We start from the raw sequence: 20,337 nt of genomic DNA, 5'->3' as shown, positions 1-20,337 counted from the left end.
CGCCGCTGGGGAAGGATGCACCCGTGACCGATGAAACCCACGTCCAGGTCCCGACGATCCGACCCCGGCGGCTGCGGCGCACCCCGGCCCTGCGCCGGATGGTCGCCGAGCAGCACGTGGTGCCCAGCTCGCTCGTGCTGCCCGTCTTCGTCCGTGAGGGGCTGGACGAGCCGCGGCCGATCTCCTCGATGCCCGGCGTCGTCCAGCACTCCCGCGACTCGCTCAAGCAGGCCGTCTCCGAGGCGGCCGAGCTCGGCCTCGGCGGAGTGATGCTCTTCGGCATCCCCGAGCACAAGGACGCCACCGGCTCGGGCGCGATCGACCCCGGCGGGGTGCTCAACCTCGCGATCACGGACGTGGTCGCGGAGGTGGGCGACCAGCTGACGGTGATGTCGGACCTGTGCCTCGACGAGTTCACCGACCACGGCCACTGCGGCCTGCTCACGCCCGACGGCGAGGTCGACAACGACCGGACCCTCGTCGCGTACGGCGAGATGGCGCTCGCCCAGGCCGCCGCCGGCGTCGACATGGTCGGCCCCAGCGGCATGATGGACGGCCAGGTCGCGGTCGTGCGGCAGGCGCTGGACGCCGCGGCGCACAGCCACGTCTCGATCCTGGCCTACTCAGCGAAGTACGCCTCGGCGTTCTTCGGCCCGTTCCGCGAGGCCGTCGACTCCTCGCTCGAGGGCGACCGCCGCACCTACCAGCAGAACCCGGCCAACGCCGTCGAGGGCGTGCGCGAGGCGCTGCTCGACGTCGCGGAGGGCGCCGACATCGTGATGGTCAAGCCCGCCCTGGCCTACCTCGACGTCGTACGCCGGGTGCGCGACGCCGTCGACGTCCCGGTCGCCGCCTACAACATCTCCGGCGAGTACGCGATGGTCGAGGCCGCGGCCGCCAACGGCTGGATCGACCGCGAGGCCGCGATCCTGGAGACCCTCACCTCCATCCACCGCGCCGGCGCGGACGTGGTCCTCACCTACTGGGCCTCGGAGGCCGCGCGGCTGCTGACCCGCTGAGGCGGGGTCTCGTGACGGGCGCTGGGGCGCCCTCCTCGACCAGCGTCCGGATCAGGGGTTCATCAGGTCCGCGATGCACGCCTCCAGCGCGGCGCCCGAGAGCAGCGGGTTCGCCGCGAGGCACTGGAGCTGGGCCTCGGCCCAGGTGATCGTGTTGCTGATCGTCGCCGTCGGGAGCGGCGGCAGGGTGGGGGAGAGCGTCGGCACCGACGTGGGCACCGAGGTCGTGACGGACTCGGTCGGGTTCTTCGTCGGCGCCTGGGTGGGTGTCTGGGTCGGGGTGGAGGTCGGGGTGGACGTCGGCGTCTGGGTCGGCGTCTGCGTCGGGGTCTGGGTGGGGGTCTGGGTCGAGGTGGAGGGGCCGCCGCCGTTGCCGCCGCCGCCCTTGCCGCCGTCGTCCTTGCCTCCCTTGCCTCCCTTGCCGCCCTTGCCGCCGTCGCCCGAGGCCCCAGGGGTCGTGTCGGGCACGATCACGCCGCTGGCGAGGGTGGCGGTCGGGACGGCGCTGAAGTCGCCGTCCATGTAGGCCTGCATGATCTCCAGCACCAGGTCGACGTAGTCGTTGGAGTGGTTGTAGCGGTAGACCGAGGCGCGCTGGCCCTGCTCGCCGGACAGGTCGTCGTCGCCGGAGCACAGGTAGACCGCGGTCGCGAGCGCCGCGTCGTCGATGTCCTGCGGGTCGCGGGTGCCGTCGCTGTCGCCGTCCACGCCCACGACCGCCCAGGTCGAGGGGATGAACTGCATCGGCCCGACCGCCCGGTCGTGACGGGTGTCGTTGTCGTACCGGCCAGCGTCGGTGTCCGCGATGTCCTGGGTGTTGTTGCGCCCGTTGAGCGCGATGCCGTAGATGCCGGGGCGGGCCACGCCCTGGCCGTCCAGCGCGTTGCCGCCGAAGCGGCCGTGGTCGGACTCGACCCTCCCGATCGCGGCCAGGAGCTCCCAGGGGAGGTTGCAGCCCTTGTCGGCGCTGTTGATGACGCCCTCCGCGCGCTGGTAGGCCGAGAGCGCGGCCTGGGGGATGTCGCCGGCCGACCCGGGGGTGAGCGCGGCGGTGCGGGCGACCGGGTCGCCGACGCTCGCGGGCGCCTCGATCACGGAGGCCGGCAGCGCGGTCCCGTCGGGCAGCGTACGGGGACCGTCGGGGTCCGCGCTCGCGGTGCTGACGCCGCCGGTGAGGCTCGCCGTCCACGCGGCGGAGAGCACCGCCAGCGGGACGATGGCGGTCGCTCGGTGCAGTCGCCCGGAACCCGGCATGTCGTGCCTCCCCTTGGTCGAACCCTCGGTCGAACGGGTGTGATGATGCCCCCTCCGGGCCCATCCACACCTCGCCAACGAGGAATCGTCACTCCAAGTTACGCTCCGTCCACCTGTGCGCCAACCCACAGGTCGGGGCCCGTCCGGACCCGCCGAGTGGGATCCCTTTGCGCACCTGCGTGACAATGACCAGGTGACCTCCGCGACGACCCCTTCCACGACCGCGGCCAGCGAGGCCTGGTTCGAGCGAGCCCGGGCCGTGACGCCGGGAGGGGTGAACTCGCCCGTCCGCGCGTTCAACGCCGTCGGCGGCACCCCGCGCTTCATCACCTCCGCGTCGGGTGCCTGGCTCACCGACGCCGACGGCAACGACTACGTCGACCTGATCTGCTCCTGGGGGCCGATGCTCCTCGGGCACGCGCACCCCGACGTCCAGGCCGCCGTCGCCGGGGCGGTCGCGCGCGGCACGTCGTACGGCACCCCCACCGAGCCGGAGGTCGAGCTCGCCGAGGAGATCGTCGCGCGCACCCCCGTCGAGCGGGTCCGCTTCGTCTCCTCCGGCACCGAGGCGACCATGTCGGCGATCCGGCTCGCCCGCGGTGCGACCGGGCGCGACCTCGTCGTGAAGTTCGCCGGCTGCTACCACGGCCACGTCGACGCGCTGCTGGCCGAGGCCGGCTCGGGCGTGGCCACCCTCGCGGTCCCCGGCACCAGCGGCGTGCCGGCGTCGGCCGCCGCCGAGACGCTCGTGCTGCCCTACAACGACCGCGAGGCCGTGCTCGCCGCCTTCGAGGCGTACGGCTCGCGCATCGCCTGCCTGATCACCGAGGCCACCCCCGGCAACATGGGCGTCGTCCCGCCGGCCCCGGGCTTCAACGCCTTCCTCGCCGAGACCTGCCGCACCCACGGCGCCCTGTTCATCAGTGACGAGGTGATGACCGGCTTCCGCGCCACTGAGCAGGGTGGCTGGGGCCTCGACGGCGCCATCGAGGGCTGGACGCCCGACCTGATGACCTTCGGCAAGGTGATGGGCGGCGGCTTCCCCGCGGCCGCCTTCGGCGGTCGCGCCGACCTGATGGCGCACCTGGCGCCCGAGGGCCGGGTCTACCAGGCGGGCACGCTCTCGGGGAACCCGGTCGCCACCACCGCCGGGTTGACCACCCTCCGCCTCGCGACGCCCGAGGTCTACGAGCAGCTCGACGCCACCGCCCGTACGATCCGCGACGCCGTGGCCGAGCACCTCCTCGCCGCCGGCGTGCCGCACGTCGTGCAGACCGCCGGCACGATGTTCTCGGTGTTCTTCCGCGACGCGGCGGTGCGCGACTTCGCCGAGGCGAGCCAGCAGGACACCGCGGCGTACGCCGCCTTCTTCCACTCGATGCTCGACCAGGGCGTCTACCTGCCCCCGTCGGCGTACGAGTCGTGGTTCGTCTCCGCGGCCCACGACGACCGGGCGATCCAGACGATCGTCGACGCACTGCCGGCCGCCGCCTTCGCGGCCGCGACGGCGGGAGGCCACTGACATGGGCGTCGAGACGATCGTGCACCTGCTGCGCCACGGCGAGGTGCACAACCCCGACGGCATCCTCTACGGCCGGATGGACGGGTTCCACCTGTCCGACCTCGGCCGGCAGATGGCGCAGCGCATCGCCGACTCGATCGGTGACCGCGACATCGTGCACCTGCGCACCTCCCCGCTGGAGCGGGCCCAGGAGACGCTGGCGCCGCTCGCGGCCACGCTCGGGATCACGCCCGAGGTCGACGCGCGCGTCATCGAGTCCGGCAACAAGTTCCAGGGCGTCAACTTCGGTGCGGGCGCGAAGACCTTCCTCAAGCGTCCCGACCTGCTGCGCCACATGTACAACCCGTTCAAGCCGTCGTGGGGGGAGCCGTACGACGAGATCGCCGGCCGGATGGTCGCCGCCGTCCACGACGCCCGCGACGCGGCCGCCGGGCACGAGGCGGTCGTCGTCTCGCACCAGCTGCCCATCTGGACCACGCGGCTCTTCCTCGAGAAGCGCAGCTACCTCCACCACCCCAAGACCCGCCAGTGCACCCTGTGCTCGCTCACCAGCATCGTCTTCGACGACGACCGCGTGGTGCAGGTCCGCTACTCCGAGCCGGCCGGTGACCTGATCCCGGTCGGCGACCGGTCCGCGCCGTTCTCGGCCGGGGGCGCGCCGCGGGAGGACCGGCCGTGACGATGCTGCGCCGCCTTGCCGCGCCCCTCGTGGCGCTCGCCTGCCTGCTCCTGCTCGTGGGCTGCTCCGACCTGTCCGGCACCGGCGACAAGGGCTACATCTCGGGGGAGGGCGTCCCGACCGAGGTCGCGCCCGCCGACCGCGGCGAGCCGGTCACGCTGACCGGCACCGACCTCGACGGCGAGGAGGTCGACCTCGCGGCGCTGCGTGGCAAGCCGGTCGTGGTCAACGTGTGGGCGTCGTGGTGCCCGCCGTGCCGCGTCGAGCAGCCCGACCTCAACGAGGCCGCAGCCGAGCTCGGCGACGAGGTCTCCTTCGTCGGGCTGAACATCCGCGACGCCTCGCGCGAGAACGCCCAGGCCTACGTGCGCAACCTCGAGGTGCCCTACGCCTCGGTCTACTCCGCCGACGGCTCGGCGCTGCTGCCCTTCGCCGGCACGCTGACGCCGCGCTCGATCCCGAGCACCGTCGTGCTCGACGCCGAGGGCAGGATCGCCGCCTCGGTCAACGGCCGCATCCCCACCACCCAGACGCTGCTGTCCCTGGTCGAGGCGGTCCTCGATGAGTGACTGGTTCCGCGAGACCGCCCTGTCGGGGTCGATGGTGCTGGCCCTGCCGGTCGCCCTCGCCGCCGGACTGGTCTCGTTCTTCAGCCCGTGCGTGATCCCGCTGCTGCCGGGCTACCTGTCCTACGCCACCGGGATCTCCGGCGGCGACCTCGACCAGGCGCGACGCAGCCGCCTGGTGCTCGGCGCGAGCCTCTTCGTCCTCGGCTTCTCGCTGGTCTTCGTGCTGCTCGGCAGCCTCACCGGCGCCGCCGGGGCGTGGCTGTTCACCCACACCCGCCAGCTCAACGTGGTCCTCGGCGTCATCACGATCCTGCTCGGCATCGCCTTCCTCGGAGCCTTCGGCTTCCTGCAGCGCGACTGGCGCATCCACAAGGTGCCGGCCGTCGGGCTCGCGGCGGCGCCGCTGCTCGGCTTCCTGTTCGGCGTCGGCTGGACGCCGTGCGTCGGGCCGACCCTGGCCGCGATCAACGTGCTGTCGGTCAACGAGGCCACCGCTGGGCGTGGCGCGCTGCTGTCGGCGGTGTTCGCGCTCGGGCTCGGCCTGCCCTTCATCGCGGCGGCGCTGGCCTACCGGAGGATGCTGGGCGCGTTCGCCGTGATCCGTCGCCACCAGCAGCTCGTCGTACGCCTCGGCGGCGCGATGATGATCCTGGTCGGCCTCCTGCTCGTCAGCGGCTGGTGGGACCGCATCGTGCAGTGGCTCCAGCTCCAGGTCGTCCAGGGATTCACGGTGCCGGTGTGACCGACCTCAAGCCCGACCTCCAGCAGCGACCGTCCCACGACCGCCAGGCGACCGCGCTGCCCACCGACCTCACCGCCCGCGAGCTCGGGCGGTGGACGTGGCGGCAGCTGACCTCGATGCGCACGGCGCTGGTGCTGCTCCTGCTGCTCGCGCTCGCCTCGATCCCGGGGTCGGTCATCCCGCAGGAGAACATCGACTCGCTCGCGGTCTCGCAGTGGCGGGACAACCACCCGCAGCTCGCGCCGATCTGGGACCGCCTCGACCTGTTCAACGTCTACGGGTCGGTGTGGTTCTCCTCGATCTACATCCTGCTGATGATCTCGCTCGTCGGGTGCATCGTGCCGCGCCTGTTCGTGTACGCCCGCGCCCTCCGGGCCCGGCCACCGCGGGCGCCGCGCCACCTCACCCGGCTGCCCGAGAGCGCGTCGTACGCCACCGACGAGAGCCCCGAGGCCGTGCTCGAGCGCGCCGCGACCGCCCTGCGTGGCAGGCGCTTCCGCGTCGACGCCGGCGCCGACGCGGTCGCGGCCGAGCGCGGCTACCTCCGCGAGGCCGGCAACCTGCTGTTCCACCTCGCCGTCATCGTCGTGCTCGTCGGGGTCGCCGTCGGCAGCCTGTTCGGCTACAAGGGTGGCGTCATCATGCTCAACGGCGACGACTACGGCTTCTCCAACAACCTCACCCAGTACGACGACTTCGCGCCGGGCGCGCTCTTCGACCCCGACGTGATGGAGCCGTTCTCCTTCAGCATCACCGACTTCCAGGTCGACTGGCTCACCGAGGGCAGGCGGGCCGGGATGGCCCGCGAGTTCGTCGCCGAGCTCGACTACGCCATCGAGCCGGGCGGGGAGACCAGGTCCTACGACCTCCGGGTCAACCACCCGCTGAGCATCGGCGGCACCGACGTGTTCCTCATCGGTCACGGCTACGCGCCGGTCATCACGATCCGCGACGGCGACGGCGAGGTCGCCTACAGCGGCCCGTCGGTGTTCCTGCCGACCAACGCCCAGACCTTCGAGTCCTTCGGCGTGATCAAGGCGCCCGACGCCCGGCCCGACCAGATCGGGCTCGAGGGCACGTTCTACCCGACGTTCGCGATGGGACGCGACACCGAGGGCAACCTGACGATGCCGGCCTCGGTCTTCGGCGACGCGATCGACCCGCTGGTCTCGCTGTTCGTCTACACCGGCGACCTCGGCCTCGACGACGGCACCCCGGCCTCGGTCTACGTCCTCGACAAGGCGAAGGCCACCCAGGTCGTCAAGGACGACGGCCAGCCGTTCCGGATGGACCTGCGCCCCGGTGACACGGTGACGCTGCCCGACGACCTCGGCACCGTGTCCTTCGACGGCCTCCAGCGGTGGAACAAGATCCAGGTCAGCCGGAGCCCCGGCAAGATGGTGGCGCTGGCCGGAGTCGTGCTGGCGCTCATCGGACTGCTCGGCTCGCTCTTCATCCGCCCGCGTCGGATGTGGGTGCGGGCACGGCGGCAGGACGACGGCACCACACTGGTCGAGGTGGCACGGCTCGACCGGTCCTCGGCCGGCGACCCCGAGGACGGCGCCGCCGAGCTCGCCGAGGTCGTGGCAGCACTCCAGGGGGAGACACCCGAGACGAAGAACAGCAAGCGCGAGGAGGACGAGTCGTGACCGACGCACAGTGGGAGGTCTTCAGCTACCAGGGCGTGATCGGCGCCGCGGTGCTCTACTTCATCGCGATGCTGGCCTACTTCTTCGAGCTCGCGAGCCTGCGCTCGGCGGCCCGGCTCACGGCGCAGGAGCAGGAGCAGCACGAGCAGGCCGCGGGCGGCAGCACCCAGGCGCTCGTGGCCACGCCCCGCCGTACGGAGGTCGCCGCCCGTCTCGGCCTGGTGCTGACGGTCTTCGCCGTGGTCGTCCACCTCGTCGCCCTCGTCGCGCGGGGGCTCGCCGCGAACCCCAACCGGGTGCCGTGGGGCAACATGTACGAGTTCACGATCTCCGGCACCTTCGTGGTGGCGCTGATCTTCGTCCTCGCCACCCTCCGCACCGACATCGAGTGGCTCGGCCCGCTCGTCACGACCTTCGTCGTCGCGGCGCTGATGGCGGCCTTCCTCGGCCTCGACGACGCCGTCCTGCCGCTGCCGGACGCCCTCAACTCGCCGTGGCTGGTCATCCACGTGGTGTCGGCGGTGATCTCGACCGGCGCCTTCACGATCGGTGCGCTGCTGTCCGGCCTCTACCTGGCCAAGGAACGCTCGACGTCGACCACCGGCTACCTCGCCCGCGTCCCCGAGCCCAAGGTGCTGGACCGGCTGTCCTACCGGATGCACGCCTTCGGCTTCCCGGTCTGGACGTTCGCCGTGCTGATCACCGGCCCGATCTGGGCACACCAGGCCTGGGGCGCCTACTGGAACTGGGACCCCAAGGAGGTGTGGGCCTTCATCACCTGGGTGGTCTACGCCGCCTACCTGCACGCCCGCGCGACGGCGGGCTGGCGCGGACGCAACGCCGCGATCCTGGCCCTGGTCGGTGCCGCGACGTTGTGGTTCAACTTCATCGGCATCAACTTCTTCAGCTCCTCGAGCCAGCACTCCTACGCCGAGGGGGCCGCGCCGGAGACCTCAGTCGTCGTCGGGCTCGCGGGGCCGGTCGAGGCCGCGGAGGAAGTCGGGGTCGTCGTCGGGGCCGATCACGCGCGGGCGTGACGCCGAGCCGCCGTCGAGGCGACGCAGCGTCAGCCTGACGAGGAACCACACGACGACCGCGATCGCCGCGACGACGAGCAGGACCTTCAGCATTCCTCCAATGTAGACGCCACGTCCTAGGCTTGAGGCGTGAAGGAGTTCATCGTCTACACCGCCATGCGGATCGGGCTGTTCCTGGCGTCCTTCGGCATCGTCGTGGGCGTCATGGCGCTCGTGCTGGACGGTCGCTACAACCTGTTCTGGGCCATCGTCCTCGCCTTCCTGATCTCCGGCGTGGCGTCGTTCTACGTCCTCGACCGCCAGCGGGAGGCCTTCGCGCGCCGCGTCGAGGCGCGTGCGGCCAAGGCGTCTGCCGCCTTCGAGCAGCGCAAGGCCCGCGAGGACGAGGACTGAACGGTCCTCAGAACCCGGTCAGGCTGTAGGGCGGCTCGGCCAGGTCGGCCATCGCGCCGAAGCGGCGTACGGCCTCCTCCGAGCCCTCCAGACGGCCGGCGCGGTGGAGCATGCGTACGGGGACCGCACCGAGGTGGAGCGACCCGAGCGTCTCCGAGGTGAGGCGTACGTCGGGGTCGCCGTCGGTGCGGGTCACGGTCGCGACCCCGTCGGCGGTGGTCACCGCGTAGCGCCCGCTCGTGTGTCCCTGCGGGTCGTCGACCTCGAGCACGACGGAGCCGTCGGCTGACCACGGGCGGGCGACGAGGCAGCGCGGCACGTCGAGGACCCGCAGCCAGAGGAACTCCTTGACCTCGGTCGTCCTGACCCGGTTGAGGTCCGTGAGGGCCCACGCCAGCGGGTCCTCGGGGTGGAACAGGTTGAAGCTGACCTTGGTGACGCGGTCCATGCTGGCGAGGAACGACCAGAGGGCGAGCTGTGCCTGCGGGGTGAGCGTCGCCATCTCGTCGACCTTCACCGCGTTGTCCTCGCCCGGCTTCCAGAGGACGAAGCCGTCGACGGCGCCGCTCGCGTCGAGGTGGACGGCGCCGCGGAGCTTGCGGTTGGCGCCGCCGCCGCTGGGATCCCACGCCGCGGTGTGCATGTCCTCGTAGGGGGAGGGCCACTCGACCGATCCGCGCTGGCGGGCGTGGAAGGCGTCGAAGACGGACTTGACGTGCGGCCACGCCTCCGACGGCTCGAGCTGCTCGACGCGACCGGGGTCCACGAAGTCGCGGAACCCGAACCCGGGGGTGGTGTCGACGTCCACGCCCACGCGGAAGGTCGCCGGGCCGAAGCCCCAGCGGCCGTAGATCGTGGCCTCTGCCGCGGTCAGCGCGGCCATCGGCACACCTGCGGCGACGGCGTCGGCGAGGTCGTCCTCGATCATGCGGCGTAGCAGGCCCTGCCGGCGATGCGTGGCGCTCGTGGTGACGTCGGTGATCATCCGGAGCGGGAGCAGCTCGCGGCCGGCGTTGAGCGTCTTGTCGAGGCTGGCGTAGGTGGCGACCGGCATCGGGCCCGCGCCGAACTCGCCCTCGGGGAGCCACGCGCCGCGCACGGTCACCCGGTCGTTGCGGTAGTGCTTCACCCATCTCGCGACGGCATCGTCATCGGGGCGGTCGTCGCGGAAGCCGCGCAGCACCGCCTCGATCCACCCACGGCGCCGGGCGGCGGCCTCGGGGGAGTCGTCGGAGAAGTCGAGGATCGCGAAGTCGTAGTCCACCCGGTCACGCTAGTGAGCGCGGACACTGCTCGGCCATCGTTTATCCGTTGGTCGAGGAGGGACGAAGTCCCGTCACGAGACCAGGAGCAGCGGCACCGCGACCAGCATCGACCAGATCAGCTCGGACGCCCCGGTCGCGGCCAGGACGGGGATGAGGGCCGGACCGCTCGCGCCGCCGAGGACCGACCGCGTCGGGGAGGCCGCGCGGGCCAGGAAGCCGAGCCCGAGCAGCGCCCACCAGGTGGTGGCGGCGGCGACCGCGACGACCGCCGCGGCGGCCACCAGGACGAGGAAGGCGTAGAGGTAGCGGGTGCGCTCGTCGCCGAGGCGTACGGCCAGCGTGTGCTTGCCGGCGACGGTGTCGGTCGGGATGTCGCGCAGGTTGTTGGCGACGAGGATCGCGCAGGCGAGCGCGCCGATGCCGGTGCCGGCGTAGAGCGCGGGCCACTCCCACGTCCCGGTCTGGACGTAGGTCGTGCCGATGACGGCGACGAGGCCGAAGAAGACGAACACCATCACCTCGCCGAGCCCGAGGTAGCCGTAGGGCTTCTCGCCGCCGGTGTAGAACCACGCGGCCACCACGCACACCAGGCCCACGGCTACCAGCCACCACGCGGTCGTGGCGGCGAGCACGAGCCCGGCCACCGCCGCCACGCCGAAGGCGGCGAACGCGGCGGCCTTCACCGCCCCGGCTGTCGCCGCACCCGAGCCGACGAGGCGCATCGGGCCCACCCGGTCGGCGTCGGTGCCGCGGATGCCGTCGGAGTAGTCGTTGGCGTAGTTGACCCCGACCTGCAGCGCGAGGCTGACGACGAGGGCCAGGAGGGCCTTCCACCACACCACCTGGTCGGCGTACGCCGCGACGCCCGTGCCGGCGAGCACGGGCGCGACCGCAGCGGGAAGGGTGCGGGGCCGGGCGCCGGCGATCCAGTCAGCGGTGGAGGTCACCGGTGGATTCTGGCAGGGGTGCGTCGGGCTCCATCGGCGTGGGCTCCTGCGAGACCGCGACCTCCATGGGCTCCGGGTCGCTCGCGCGGGCGTCTGCCAGGACGTCGGCGGGGACGTGCTGCTCGAGGAAGCGTCGGCCCGAGTGTGCGGACTTGTGCAGGCCGGCCGCGGCCACGACGACGATCGCCGCGATCGTGAGCCAGCCGAAGGCGCCCCACTCCATCGCGAGGAAGCCGTAGGCCGCGGGGGCCCAGAACCGCCCGAGCGTGCCGCCGAGCTCGGAGACGCCCTGGTAGTCGCCGCGGCGACGGGGGTCCATCAGCTCGACCTCGAGGGTCCAGCCCGAGGCGGAGAGGAAGAGCTCGGCCCAGGTGAGGACGATGTGGCCGACGAAGAACAGCACGATGGTCAGCCAGCCGGTCGTCTCGTGGGTGGCCAGGGTGACGAGGCACGTCAGGACGAAGAAGAGGGTGGACAGCCGTACGGCACGCAGGGCGGTCTCGACGTTGCGGATGCCGCGCGAGGCCAGCCGCGGGAGCACGATGCACATGACCGTGTTGGTGCCGAAGAGCACCGCGACCAGCACCTTGGGCGCGTCGGTCTCGGTGACCAGCCACACCGGGATGACGGTGTGCAGCAGCACCTGGTTGGTCCACATGACGCCGGTGAAGAAGGTGACCGCGATCCAGCTGCGGTTGCGGATCGCGGGGATGCCCTCGGGCTTGACCCGCGGCTCGGAGCTGCGGACGTCGTGGCTGGCGTCGGGGAGCCGGGGGATCGCCAGGGCGTTGAGGAGGAACAGCACCGCGCTCACCACGGGCGCCCACCGCAGGACGTCGGTGCCGAAGGCGATGGCGCCTGCGCCGAGGAAGGCACCGATGCTGAAGCCGACGTTGAGCGCGGAGTAGAGGTAGGCACGCGACTCGACGCGCTCGGCCGGCGGCAGGATGTCGATGACGTACGCCCCGTGGGCCGCACCGCCCAGGGTCCCGGCGACCTCCATCACGACGGCGAGCGCGACGTACTCGGGGAAGCTGTCGATGAACGGCCACGCCAGGAACAACACGCCGTGGATCGACGCCGACAGGGTCCACATGCGCTTCGGGCCGAAGCGGTCGACCAGCTTGCCCATCGGCACCGCGACGACGAAGCTCGCGATCGCGGCGATGGTGAGGCCGATGCCCACCTCGGCCAGCGAGAGTCCCACCACGAGGGTGAAGAACACGGCCGACCCGGCGAGGAACGCGCCGTCGCCCGAGGCGAAGAGCAGGGACTGGATCGACAGCCTCCGGGCGAGGGTGGACGGAGGCGTGGCGTAGTTCTTCAGGGCGGTGAGCATCGCCGGTCATCCTCTCCCGCGGGACCGACACCCGTCCTGCCATTTTCGGTCGGGGCAGTGGGTGGCGACGTGCTCTCCGTCACGCGACTCGCGAGAGCCCTAGGGTGGCGCCGTGAACCTCTTCCGACGGCGTGCCAAGGCCAGCTCGAAGGAGGAGGCCCTGGCGGAGGCACGGAAGGCGACCGCGAGGCTGCGGGGGGAGAAGAGGAGCCTCGAGCGCTACCGGGCGAGGAAGCAGGCGAACCCCGCCGACCGGATGACCCCCCACCAGTGGCTCGGTGGCGGCGGGGGCTAGGTACAGCTAGGCGCGCGCAGTTCGCTGGTCGAGGAGGTCGCGCAGCGCCGAGTCGTGGGCACCTGTTCGAAAATACGTCTCCACAGATCAGTTCTCGCAGGTCGCAGTGTCGGTGGGCTCTGGGAGACTGGACCCATGTCCACCACCACTCCGGCCCTCGCTCCGGCCCCGGCTCGCAGCACCGCTGCCGTGCTGGACCGCGCGGTCGCGGCGATGACCGCGCGCCGGCGGGTCGAGGTCGAGGTCCTGGAGTCCGCGCTGGCGTGGGCCCACGCGCACGTGGTGACCGGGGAGGACGTGGCGGCGGGCTGGCGCTCGGAGGTCATCCACCCGGCCGGGTCGGCGGCGGCGTTGTTCGGGGAGCGTCCGTTGCCGCTCGCGGGCGAGGGTGCGCCGCTGGTGGCGGAGTTCGCGGTCGTCGAGCTCGCGGGCGTGTTGGAGCAGTCGTACGAGGCGACGCTGGCGCTGCTGGGAGACGTGCTCGACCTGGCCCACCGCCTCCCGCGGTTGTGGGCGCTGGTCTGCTCGCTGGAGGTGCCGGTGCGGCTGGGGCGGGAGGCAGCCCGGGGCTCGCGTGACCTCGACGAGGCGACGGTCGCGCACGCGGACCGGCTGCTGGTCTGGCAGCCGCGTCGGCTCAACCCGCACCGGATCGGGGTGCTGGTCCACGAGGCCCGGCTGTACGCCGACCCGGACCGGGCGATCGCCGACCACGACGAGGCCCTCGTGGCCCGGCGCGTCGAGGTCCACCACGAGCACGGCGCACCCGGGGTGAGCGAGGTGTTCATGAGCCTCGATGTCGCCGATGCGGTGGCGTTCGACCACACGGTGACCACGATGGCCACCACCATGAAGGCGCTGGGTCACGGCGGTGACCTCGGCGTACGCCGCGCCCACGCGGTCGGGCTGCTCGCCGACCCCCAGCAGGCCCTCGACCTCCTCGCCGCCGTAGACGTCGCGGACCCCGACCGGGTCGTCGACCCCGCCGCCGACGAGATCGTGTGCGTGGCCGAGGAGGCCACCTACGCCACGCCGGACCCGTTCCGCCGCCCCACCCATCCCCGAGGCGCCGAAACCCAGCCGGACGGGCCCAACAGGTCGGGCGAGGTGCGGCTGGTGCTGCACGTCACCGACACCGACCTCCTCGCCGATCCGCACGGCGTGGCCCGCTCCGAGGAGCTCGGCCCGATGCTGCTCGAGCGGCTGCACACCTGGCTGCTCACCGCCGGCAAGGTGATCATCCAGCCCGTCCTCGACGCAGAGCGGATGCACCCGGTCGACCAGCACGACCCGCCCGCGCGGATGGCGGCCGCCGTCCGCCTCAGGGACGAGACGTGCGTATACCCCGCCTGCACCCGCCCGTCCGGTCGGGCCGACCTCGACCACATCGTCGAGTACGTCCCCCTCGACGAAGACGGCCCACCCGGCCAGACCCGCCCAGCCAACCTCGCGCCGCTGTGCCGGCGACACCACCGGGCCAAGACCTTCGGCGACTTCACCTACCAGCGCCGCCCCGACGGCACCTACGAGTGGACCCTGCCCTCCGGCAGACAGATCACCACCGACCCCCCACGCCCACGCCCGCGACCAGAGCCAGCTTCCAGACCCTGACCGCCCCGCTGAGCCCGACCACCACCCGGTGATCGGGCCACAGGTGCGCGCTACCAGCGCCAGCGATGTGTCACGAGGACTGCGGAGGATCAGTGCGTTGCGCGGTGGGCCAGGACTGCGCTCATCGGTGTCCGCAACGACGTGCCGCAGACCGTGCAGACGTAGTCGTTCACGCCGACGCGGGTCAGGCCGCTCAGGACGTGGTTGGACGAACACTCGAGGTTCGTGCACCAGTCGCTCCAGGCCTTCGACCGGCCGTCTGCTTCCGGCTCCGGATCATCGCCGGGGGCGAAGGGTTCGGGGCCGGAGATCACGGTCCCGCCACAGTCCTCGCACGGCAGCTCCATCAGGACGGTCCTGTCTCGCGCACGCCCACTACCGTAGTCCCCGCGCTCGAGTCGTCGCACTCGTCTACACGACCCGGCAGGCGGCCCCACCAGCGAAGACACACCTGCTCACGCGACCGGGGCCTGACCCCCGAGCACGTCGCGGATGTCCTTCAGGATGCGGTTGAGGACGCGGGACACCTGCGCCTGCGAGAGACCGACGGCGTCGCCGATCTCCTCCTGGGACCGCTCCTCGTAGAACCGCAGGTAGACGATGCGACGGTCCCGGGGCGTCAGCTGCCGCACAGCGGGCTCGAGCATGAGTGCCGCCTCGGCCGCGCCGTACGCCTCGTCGGGCGAGCCGAGGAAGTCGGCGAGCGTGGAGGTGCCGTCCCCGACGGGCGTCTCGAGGGCCGCTGGAGTGAAGCATCCGTCGATCGAGAGGGCATCGACGACGTCGTCCACGTCGACGTCGAGGTGCGCGGCGATGTCGCTGGGTCGCGGTGAATGCCCGTGACGGGCGAGCAGCTCGTCCTCGACCTGGCCGATGCGCGCCTGCAGCTCCTGGATCCGGCGCGGCGGGCGGACCATCCACCCGCAGTCACGGAAGTGGCGGCGCAGCTCGCCCCGGATCGTGGGGACGGCGAACGACAGGAACTCGTGTCCGGCATCGGGGTCGAACCGGTGCGCGGCCTTGGTGAGCCCGAGCAGTGCGACCTGCTCGAGGTCATCGACGTCGATGCCACGGTTGCGATAGCGCAACGCCATCGACCGGGCGACCTCGAGGTGGGTCTCGATGAGCTCGTCGGTGAGGAGGTCGCGCCCCGACACGGGCGCCGGGGCCGTCGAACCGGTCGAGGCCAGGTGACGGTGGGGGGTGATCTGCACATCGACCACGGTGGTGGTCCTTCCCGCTCTCCGGGGCGCTCACCGTGGTCTCCAGTGAGCCATTGTGGGCACATGTCCTAACCGTCGTGCACGGTGCGCTGCAAGCGCCGGCCCACCCCTTCGAGGGGACTCGCTAACGGTCCGGGTCGAGGTCGTCCGGGCTGTCGTCCTGACGATCCTGCCCCTGCGCCATGTCCCGCGTGTCCCGCTCGATCCCTTGGGCCCGTCGCTTCTCGAAGAGCAGGATCGCGACGACCACGCCGGCCAACACCAGGATGGTCAGCACGAGGCGGTAGACGTCCATGGCGCGCTACGCCCCCGGCACCACGCGCATGTCGCGGTCCGCGCCGCCGTCGAGGGCACGGAGCGCCTCCTGGTAGGCCTCGCTGTCGTGGGCGGCGACCGCGGCCTCGACCGAGGGGAACTCGATGACCACGGTGCGGGTGGCCTGACCGTTCTCGAAGGTCGCCTCCGGCGTGCCACGCACCAGGAATGTCCCGCCGGCGGCACGCAGGGCGGGTCCGGCGAGCTCGGCGTACGCCGCGACCTTCGCGGGGTCGTGCACGGCCTGGTAGGTGGTGATCCAGTAGGCAGTCATGCTGCGAGCCTATGCCGGGGTGTCAGGGCTCCAGTCCAGCACGGCGTCCACGAGCGCCCGCGGGCTCGCCGCGCTGTCGAGGCGGAGCACGGGTTGGGGGCGCTCGGTCAGCCACGCCTCGTGGAGGACCCGGCTGCGCCCGTCGAAGGACGGGTCGTCATAGCTGCCCGCCCAGTCGAGGAACTCCGCCCACGCGTCCTCGTCGAAGGACCGCCCGGCCCGCCGGTGCACCTCGCGCTCCTCGAGGCGCCGCAGCCGCTCGTCGGGGTCGAGGGTGAGGAAGACGATGGCGTCGCACTCCTCGACGACCGCCTCGCCCCAGCCCACCACCGACCCAGCCAGCACCCAGGCCTCGCGGGGCACGAACACCTCGCGCATCAGCGACACCCGGGCCACCTCGTCGCGCTTGTGGCCGTACGGCGGGTCGCTCGGCACCCAGAAGTAGTCGTCGGCATCCGCGTGCGGCACCGACCAGTGGTCCGCCAGTGCGCGTGCGAGCGTGCTCGTCCCCGACCCGCTGGCTCCCATGACGTGGACCCTGCTCCGTTGCATGACGACATCCTTGCGGAACGGCGCGGCCGAGCCGCTAGCGTTCGCCGTGTGAGTTTCCTGCGGCCCTCGGACGAGCCCTCGGTGGCTGTCCGGCAGCTGTCGCGCTGGCTCGAGGCCGACACGCCCGACCCGCTGCTCATCGAGACCTCCGGCTCCACCGGCCGGCCCAAGCGCGTGGTGCTCCCGCGTCGCGCCGTGCTCGCCAGCGTCGAGGCCTCGGCACGTCGGCTGGGGGAGACGGGCAGGTGGCTGCTGGCCCTGCCGTCGTCGTACGTCGCCGGGGTGCAGGTCATCGTGCGATCGCTCGTCGCCGGGCACGAGCCTTTCGTCGTCGACGGCCTCGACGTCGGTCGTGCGGCGGCGGCCGACCACCGCGACACCCCGACATTCGTCTCGCTGGTGCCCACCCAGCTGCACCGCGTCCTCGGCAACCCTGAGCAGGTGGCCGCGCTCGCGCGGTGCCACACCGTGCTCGTCGGTGGCGGCGGTCTGGACCCGGACCTGCGCCGGCGGGCCCGGGAGCAGGGCATCAGCCTCGTCGCGACCTACGGCTCGTCGGAGACCGCGGGTGGGTGCGTCTACGACGGCGTCCCGCTGGACGGGGTCGGCGTGACCCTCGGGGTCGACGGCCGCGTACGGATCGCGGGTCCCACCCTGTTCAGCCACTACGAGGGCGACTCGGAGCTCACCGCCGCGTCGCTGGTCGACGGCTGGTTCCTCACCTCCGACGCGGGCCGCTTCGACGAGGACGGTCGGCTCCAGGTCCTCGGCCGCATCGACGACGTCGTGGTCAGTGGCGGCGTGAAGGTCCCGCTCGAGACCGTCGCCGCCCGCCTGCGCCAGCACGTCCTCGTGCAGCAGGCCGAGGTCTTCGGCGTCACCGACCCCGAGTGGGGCCAGCGGGTCGTCGCTGTCGTGGTCAGTACCGCCGACGACGCCGAGCTGCGCGACTGGGTGGGTCTGGCGCACCCGCGGTCGTGGGCCCCGCGCGAGTTCCACCGGGTCGATGACCTGCCGCTGCTGCCCAACGGCAAGGTCGACCGCCAGGCCGTCCGGGCCGGCCTCTGATGCACGACGTCCACGTCTTCTCCGTCCCGCTGCGCACGCGGTTCCGCGGGATCACCGTGCGTGAGGGCGTGCTGCTGCGCGGCCCGGCCGGCTGGGGTGAGTTCTCGCCATTCCTCGAGTACGACGACGCCACCTGCCGGCCCTGGCTGGCGTGCGCCCGCGAGGCGGCCGACGAGGGCTGGCCCGCGCCGGTGCGCGACCTCGTGCCCGTCAACGTCACCGTCCCGGCCACCGACCCCGAGCACGCTCACGCCATAGTCGCCGCAGGCGGCTGCCGCACGGCCAAGGTCAAGGTCGCCGAGCGCGGCCAGACCCTGGCTGACGACCTGGCGCGCGTGGAGGCCGTACGCGACGCGCTGGGGCCCGGCGGCCTGGTGCGGGTCGACGCCAACGGTGCCTGGGACGTGGACGAGGCGGTGCGCGCGATCGCCGCGATCGACCGGGCCGCCGGCGGCCTGGAGTACGTCGAGCAGCCCGTCATGACGGTCGAGGACCTCGCCACGGTGCGCCGGCGCGTGGACGTGCCGATCGCCGCCGACGAGTCGATCCGCCGGGCCGAGGACCCCTACCGCGTCCGCGACCTGGAGGCAGCCGACGTCGCCGTGCTCAAGGTCCAGCCCCTGGGAGGCGTCCGCGCGTGCCTGCGGATCGCCGAGGACATCGGCCTGCCGGTGGTGGTCTCCAGCGCCCTGGAGTCCAGCGTCGGCATCGCTGCCGGGGTCGCCCTCGCCGCCGCCCTGCCGGAGCTCCACCACGCCAGCGGCCTCGCCACCGTCCAGCTGCTCACCGACGACGTCGCCGCCCACCCGCTGCTGCCGGTCGACGGGATGCTGCGCGTCGGGATGCCCGAGGTCGACGAGGAGGCGCTCGCCCGGCTCGCCGCGCCCGCCGACCGGGCTGACCACTGGCACGCCCGGCTGGCCTCGGTCGGGCAGGATCAGCCGACATGATGAACCCCTCGACCCGGCTCGCCCGCTCCGTGGTGACCGCGCTCCGCGGTGCGGCGGTGCACGAGGTGGTCGTCGCCCCCGGATCCCGCAACGCCCCGCTGTCCTTCGCGCTGTACGACGCCGCGCAGGCAGGCGGCCTGCGCCTCCACACGCGGATCGACGAGCGCACGGCAGGGTTCCTCGCCCTCGGCCTGGCCAAGGTGGGCAACCGTCCGGCCGCCGTGACCTGCACCTCCGGCACGGCCGTCGCGCACCTGCTCCCCGCGGTGATGGAGGCCGCCCACGCCGGGGTCCCGCTCGTCGTGGTGACCGCCGACCGACCGGCCAGGCTGCGCGGCACCGGGGCCAACCAGACGACCGACCAGGTCGGGATCTTCGGCCCCTTCGCGCCGACCCTCGACGTCGCCGGGGCGGACCTCGACGAGCTGCTCGCCGCCTTCGTCCGTGGGCACGGCTGGGACCGGCCGGTCCACCTCAACGTCCAGCTCGACGACCCCCTGCTGCCCGACGACGACGGCTGGGACGGGGGACCGGCACCCGAGTGGACCGCGCCCGCGGACGGCGCGCCGCTGACGAGCCACGTCCTCGTGCTGGGCCCGCGCACCGTCGTGGTCGCCGGTGACGACGCCGGGCCGCCCGCGCGCGTGCTCGCCGAGAAGGCCTGCTGGCCGCTGCTCGCCGAGCCGTCGAGCGGCTGCCGCACCGGTGACAGCGTCATCCGCACCTACCGGCTGCTGCTGTCCGGCGAGCTCGGAGCCCAGGTCGAGCGCGCGGTCGTCCTCGGCCACCCCACGCTGTCCCGGCCGGTCGCGCGGCTCCTCGCCCGCGACGACGTCCAGGTGGTGTCGGCGCGTGCCCGCGGCGCGTGGGCCGAGCGCCCGTACGCCGTCGCGCAGGAGGCCGACCAGCTCGACGTCGCGTCGCCCGACGACCCGGCGTGGGCGCAGGCGTGGCGCGAGGCCGACCGCGTACTGTCGCGCCGGCTCGACCGCCTCCTGGCCGCCGAGCCCGACCTGACCCCGTACGAGGTGGCCGGCGCGGTGAGCCGCGCCCTGCCGCCACGTGGCCTGCTGGTCGTCGGCGCCTCCAACCCGATCCGCGACCTCGACCTGATGGTCGCCCCGTACGAGGTGGGCGGGCGTCGCAAGGTCATCGCCAACCGCGGGCTCGCCGGGATCGACGGCACCATCAGCTCCGCGATCGGCGCCGCGCTCGGCCGTCCGCAGTCGTCGCGGGCCCTCGCGCTGATGGGCGACGTGACCTTCCTGCACGACACGACGGGGTTGTTCCTCGGCCCTCGCGAGGAGCGCCCCGACCTCACGATCGTGGTCGTCAACGACGACGGCGGCTCCATCTTCGCCACGCTCGAGCAGGGGGCGCCCGAGCACGCGGACCGCTTCGAGACGCTGTTCGGCACGCCCCACGGCGTCGACGTCGCCAGCCTGTGCGCCGCGGCCCGGGTGCCGCACCTGCGGGTCACCAGCCTGCCCGAGCTCGAGCAGGCGCTGGCCTCGCCCAACGGCGGCATCGAGGTCGTCGAGGCGCGCGTGCGCCGCGACGACCGCCGGGCGCTGGACGAAAAGATCCGCGCGCTGGCCCACCCCTGAGGTTCCAGGGAGCGGACCAGCGCGCGG

Annotated in this window: 23 protein-coding genes; 13 read left to right on the top strand and 10 right to left on the bottom strand. The window is 72.7% G+C overall.

Annotated features, from left to right (window positions below):
• Window positions 1-23 precede the first annotated feature (23 nt).
• A complete protein-coding gene (hemB, locus tag IE200_RS05900; RefSeq protein ID WP_191278462.1) occupies window positions 24-1,019 on the top strand; it encodes a porphobilinogen synthase in 996 nt (331 codons plus the stop codon).
• 51 nt (window positions 1,020-1,070) lie between these two features.
• Here the strand turns inward: hemB and IE200_RS21095 are convergent, their stop codons facing one another.
• Window positions 1,071-2,273 carry a lytic transglycosylase domain-containing protein gene (locus IE200_RS21095; RefSeq protein WP_308432992.1) on the bottom strand — a complete coding sequence of 401 codons (1,203 nt, stop codon included), beginning with the start codon at window positions 2,271-2,273 and terminating at the stop codon, window positions 1,071-1,073.
• 193 nt (window positions 2,274-2,466) lie between these two features.
• On the opposite strand from IE200_RS21095, the gene hemL reads away from it, so the two are divergent.
• From hemL to ccsB, 6 genes are read left to right on the top strand one after another with little or no spacing between them, the layout of a single operon-like run.
• On the top strand, window positions 2,467-3,795 hold the full coding sequence (gene hemL / locus IE200_RS05890) for a glutamate-1-semialdehyde 2,1-aminomutase (protein WP_191278461.1): 1,329 nt from the start codon (window positions 2,467-2,469) through the stop codon (window positions 3,793-3,795).
• A gap of 1 nt (window position 3,796) precedes the next feature.
• Complete coding sequence (locus IE200_RS05885) at window positions 3,797-4,474, top strand: histidine phosphatase family protein (protein WP_191278460.1); 678 nt, start codon at window positions 3,797-3,799, stop codon at window positions 4,472-4,474.
• 2 nt (window positions 4,475-4,476) lie between these two features.
• Window positions 4,477-5,043 carry a TlpA family protein disulfide reductase gene (locus tag IE200_RS05880; protein ID WP_191278666.1) on the top strand — a complete coding sequence of 189 codons (567 nt, stop codon included), beginning with the start codon at window positions 4,477-4,479 and terminating at the stop codon, window positions 5,041-5,043.
• Complete coding sequence (locus IE200_RS05875; RefSeq protein WP_191278459.1) at window positions 5,036-5,785, top strand: cytochrome c biogenesis CcdA family protein; 750 nt, start codon at window positions 5,036-5,038, stop codon at window positions 5,783-5,785. The genes IE200_RS05880 and IE200_RS05875 overlap by 8 nt, the downstream gene beginning before the upstream one ends.
• Entirely contained in the window at window positions 5,782-7,434 is a 1,653-nt protein-coding gene (resB, locus tag IE200_RS05870) for a cytochrome c biogenesis protein ResB (RefSeq protein ID WP_229856165.1), read from the top strand. The genes IE200_RS05875 and resB overlap by 4 nt, the downstream gene beginning before the upstream one ends.
• Window positions 7,431-8,471: a c-type cytochrome biogenesis protein CcsB gene (gene ccsB, locus IE200_RS05865; protein WP_191278458.1), complete on the top strand. Its 1,041-nt coding sequence runs from the start codon at window positions 7,431-7,433 to the stop codon at window positions 8,469-8,471. The genes resB and ccsB overlap by 4 nt, the downstream gene beginning before the upstream one ends.
• Here ccsB and IE200_RS05860 read toward each other — a convergent pair.
• Window positions 8,388-8,564 (bottom strand): hypothetical protein, encoded by a 177-nt coding sequence (locus IE200_RS05860; RefSeq protein WP_191278457.1) that lies wholly within the window; start codon window positions 8,562-8,564, stop codon window positions 8,388-8,390. The two genes, ccsB and IE200_RS05860, sit on opposite strands and share 84 nt — an antisense overlap.
• Window positions 8,565-8,600: 36 nt before the next feature.
• Here IE200_RS05860 and IE200_RS05855 point away from each other — a divergent pair, with 36 nt between their 5' ends.
• Window positions 8,601-8,864, top strand: a complete 264-nt coding sequence (locus tag IE200_RS05855) for a DUF4229 domain-containing protein (RefSeq protein ID WP_191278456.1) — start codon at window positions 8,601-8,603, stop codon at window positions 8,862-8,864.
• 7 nt (window positions 8,865-8,871) lie between these two features.
• On the opposite strand, the gene IE200_RS05850 is transcribed toward IE200_RS05855, so the two are convergent.
• The 3 genes from IE200_RS05850 to IE200_RS05840 form a co-directional block, all read right to left on the bottom strand.
• Window positions 8,872-10,128, bottom strand: coding sequence for a GNAT family N-acetyltransferase (locus tag IE200_RS05850; RefSeq protein WP_191278455.1), 1,257 nt, complete (start codon window positions 10,126-10,128; stop codon window positions 8,872-8,874).
• A 72-nt stretch (window positions 10,129-10,200) separates the two neighbouring features.
• A complete protein-coding gene (locus IE200_RS05845) occupies window positions 10,201-11,076 on the bottom strand; it encodes a 1,4-dihydroxy-2-naphthoate polyprenyltransferase (RefSeq protein WP_191278454.1) in 876 nt (291 codons plus the stop codon).
• On the bottom strand, window positions 11,060-12,415 hold the full coding sequence (locus IE200_RS05840) for an MFS transporter (RefSeq protein ID WP_191278453.1): 1,356 nt from the start codon (window positions 12,413-12,415) through the stop codon (window positions 11,060-11,062). The genes IE200_RS05845 and IE200_RS05840 overlap by 17 nt, the downstream gene beginning before the upstream one ends.
• A gap of 112 nt (window positions 12,416-12,527) precedes the next feature.
• On the opposite strand from IE200_RS05840, the gene IE200_RS05835 reads away from it, so the two are divergent.
• Both IE200_RS05835 and IE200_RS05830 read left to right on the top strand, forming a co-directional pair.
• Window positions 12,528-12,710 (top strand): hypothetical protein, encoded by a 183-nt coding sequence (locus IE200_RS05835; RefSeq protein ID WP_191278452.1) that lies wholly within the window; start codon window positions 12,528-12,530, stop codon window positions 12,708-12,710.
• Between the two features lie 135 nt (window positions 12,711-12,845).
• On the top strand, window positions 12,846-14,321 hold the full coding sequence (locus tag IE200_RS05830) for an HNH endonuclease signature motif containing protein (protein ID WP_191278451.1): 1,476 nt from the start codon (window positions 12,846-12,848) through the stop codon (window positions 14,319-14,321).
• A gap of 89 nt (window positions 14,322-14,410) precedes the next feature.
• Here IE200_RS05830 and IE200_RS05825 read toward each other — a convergent pair whose 3' ends face one another.
• The 5 genes from IE200_RS05825 to IE200_RS05805 form a co-directional block, all read right to left on the bottom strand.
• On the bottom strand, window positions 14,411-14,668 hold the full coding sequence (locus IE200_RS05825; protein WP_191278450.1) for a hypothetical protein: 258 nt from the start codon (window positions 14,666-14,668) through the stop codon (window positions 14,411-14,413).
• A 108-nt stretch (window positions 14,669-14,776) separates the two neighbouring features.
• On the bottom strand, window positions 14,777-15,544 hold the full coding sequence (locus IE200_RS05820) for a sigma-70 family RNA polymerase sigma factor (protein WP_191278449.1): 768 nt from the start codon (window positions 15,542-15,544) through the stop codon (window positions 14,777-14,779).
• 124 nt (window positions 15,545-15,668) lie between these two features.
• The gene (locus IE200_RS05815) at window positions 15,669-15,839 is read right to left on the bottom strand and encodes a hypothetical protein (RefSeq protein WP_191278448.1); all 171 of its coding nucleotides are present in this window, start codon (window positions 15,837-15,839) and stop codon (window positions 15,669-15,671) included.
• Between the two features lie 6 nt (window positions 15,840-15,845).
• On the bottom strand, window positions 15,846-16,133 hold the full coding sequence (locus tag IE200_RS05810; protein ID WP_191278447.1) for a DUF1330 domain-containing protein: 288 nt from the start codon (window positions 16,131-16,133) through the stop codon (window positions 15,846-15,848).
• A 9-nt stretch (window positions 16,134-16,142) separates the two neighbouring features.
• Entirely contained in the window at window positions 16,143-16,685 is a 543-nt protein-coding gene (locus IE200_RS05805) for an AAA family ATPase (RefSeq protein WP_191278446.1), read from the bottom strand.
• A gap of 81 nt (window positions 16,686-16,766) precedes the next feature.
• Here IE200_RS05805 and IE200_RS05800 point away from each other — a divergent pair, with 81 nt between their 5' ends.
• Genes IE200_RS05800 through menD form a run of 3 tightly spaced genes read left to right on the top strand, consistent with a single transcriptional unit; the run spans window position 16,767 to window position 20,310 of the window.
• On the top strand, window positions 16,767-17,753 hold the full coding sequence (locus IE200_RS05800; protein ID WP_191278445.1) for an AMP-binding protein: 987 nt from the start codon (window positions 16,767-16,769) through the stop codon (window positions 17,751-17,753).
• Complete coding sequence (locus IE200_RS05795) at window positions 17,753-18,703, top strand: o-succinylbenzoate synthase (RefSeq protein ID WP_191278444.1); 951 nt, start codon at window positions 17,753-17,755, stop codon at window positions 18,701-18,703. The genes IE200_RS05800 and IE200_RS05795 overlap by 1 nt, the downstream gene beginning before the upstream one ends.
• Window positions 18,700-20,310, top strand: coding sequence for a 2-succinyl-5-enolpyruvyl-6-hydroxy-3-cyclohexene-1-carboxylic-acid synthase (gene menD / locus IE200_RS05790; protein WP_308432991.1), 1,611 nt, complete (start codon window positions 18,700-18,702; stop codon window positions 20,308-20,310). Before IE200_RS05795 ends, menD begins: the two co-directional genes overlap by 4 nt.
• The last annotated feature ends 27 nt before the right edge of the window (window positions 20,311-20,337 follow it).

The sequence above is a fragment of the Nocardioides flavus (ex Wang et al. 2016) genome (genome assembly GCF_014653115.1).
In the GTDB taxonomy this organism is placed as follows: Bacteria; Actinomycetota; Actinomycetes; order Propionibacteriales; family Nocardioidaceae; genus Nocardioides; species Nocardioides flavus.
The sequence above is the reverse complement of the archived record's forward strand: the minus strand, read 5'-3'. Positions and strand labels throughout refer to the sequence as shown.

What these genes read in the sequence shown, in the direction of transcription:
- IE200_RS05795 (WP_191278444.1), top strand. Translation starts at nt 17,753, where the DNA reads ATGCACGACGTCCACGTCTTCTCCGTCCCGCTGCGCACGCGGTTCCGC.
- IE200_RS05805 (WP_191278446.1), bottom strand. Translation starts at nt 16,685, where the DNA reads ATGCAACGGAGCAGGGTCCACGTCATGGGAGCCAGCGGGTCGGGGACG.
- IE200_RS05875 (WP_191278459.1), top strand. Translation starts at nt 5,036, where the DNA reads ATGAGTGACTGGTTCCGCGAGACCGCCCTGTCGGGGTCGATGGTGCTG.
- IE200_RS05860 (WP_191278457.1), bottom strand. Translation starts at nt 8,564, where the DNA reads ATGCTGAAGGTCCTGCTCGTCGTCGCGGCGATCGCGGTCGTCGTGTGG.
- IE200_RS05880 (WP_191278666.1), top strand. Translation starts at nt 4,477, where the DNA reads ATGCTGCGCCGCCTTGCCGCGCCCCTCGTGGCGCTCGCCTGCCTGCTC.
- IE200_RS21095 (WP_308432992.1), bottom strand. Translation starts at nt 2,273, where the DNA reads ATGCCGGGTTCCGGGCGACTGCACCGAGCGACCGCCATCGTCCCGCTG.
- IE200_RS05815 (WP_191278448.1), bottom strand. Translation starts at nt 15,839, where the DNA reads ATGGACGTCTACCGCCTCGTGCTGACCATCCTGGTGTTGGCCGGCGTG.
- IE200_RS05885 (WP_191278460.1), top strand. Translation starts at nt 3,797, where the DNA reads ATGGGCGTCGAGACGATCGTGCACCTGCTGCGCCACGGCGAGGTGCAC.
- IE200_RS05825 (WP_191278450.1), bottom strand. Translation starts at nt 14,668, where the DNA reads ATGGAGCTGCCGTGCGAGGACTGTGGCGGGACCGTGATCTCCGGCCCC.
- IE200_RS05830 (WP_191278451.1), top strand. Translation starts at nt 12,846, where the DNA reads ATGTCCACCACCACTCCGGCCCTCGCTCCGGCCCCGGCTCGCAGCACC.
- IE200_RS05840 (WP_191278453.1), bottom strand. Translation starts at nt 12,415, where the DNA reads ATGCTCACCGCCCTGAAGAACTACGCCACGCCTCCGTCCACCCTCGCC.
- IE200_RS05810 (WP_191278447.1), bottom strand. Translation starts at nt 16,133, where the DNA reads ATGACTGCCTACTGGATCACCACCTACCAGGCCGTGCACGACCCCGCG.
- menD (WP_308432991.1), top strand. Translation starts at nt 18,700, where the DNA reads ATGATGAACCCCTCGACCCGGCTCGCCCGCTCCGTGGTGACCGCGCTC.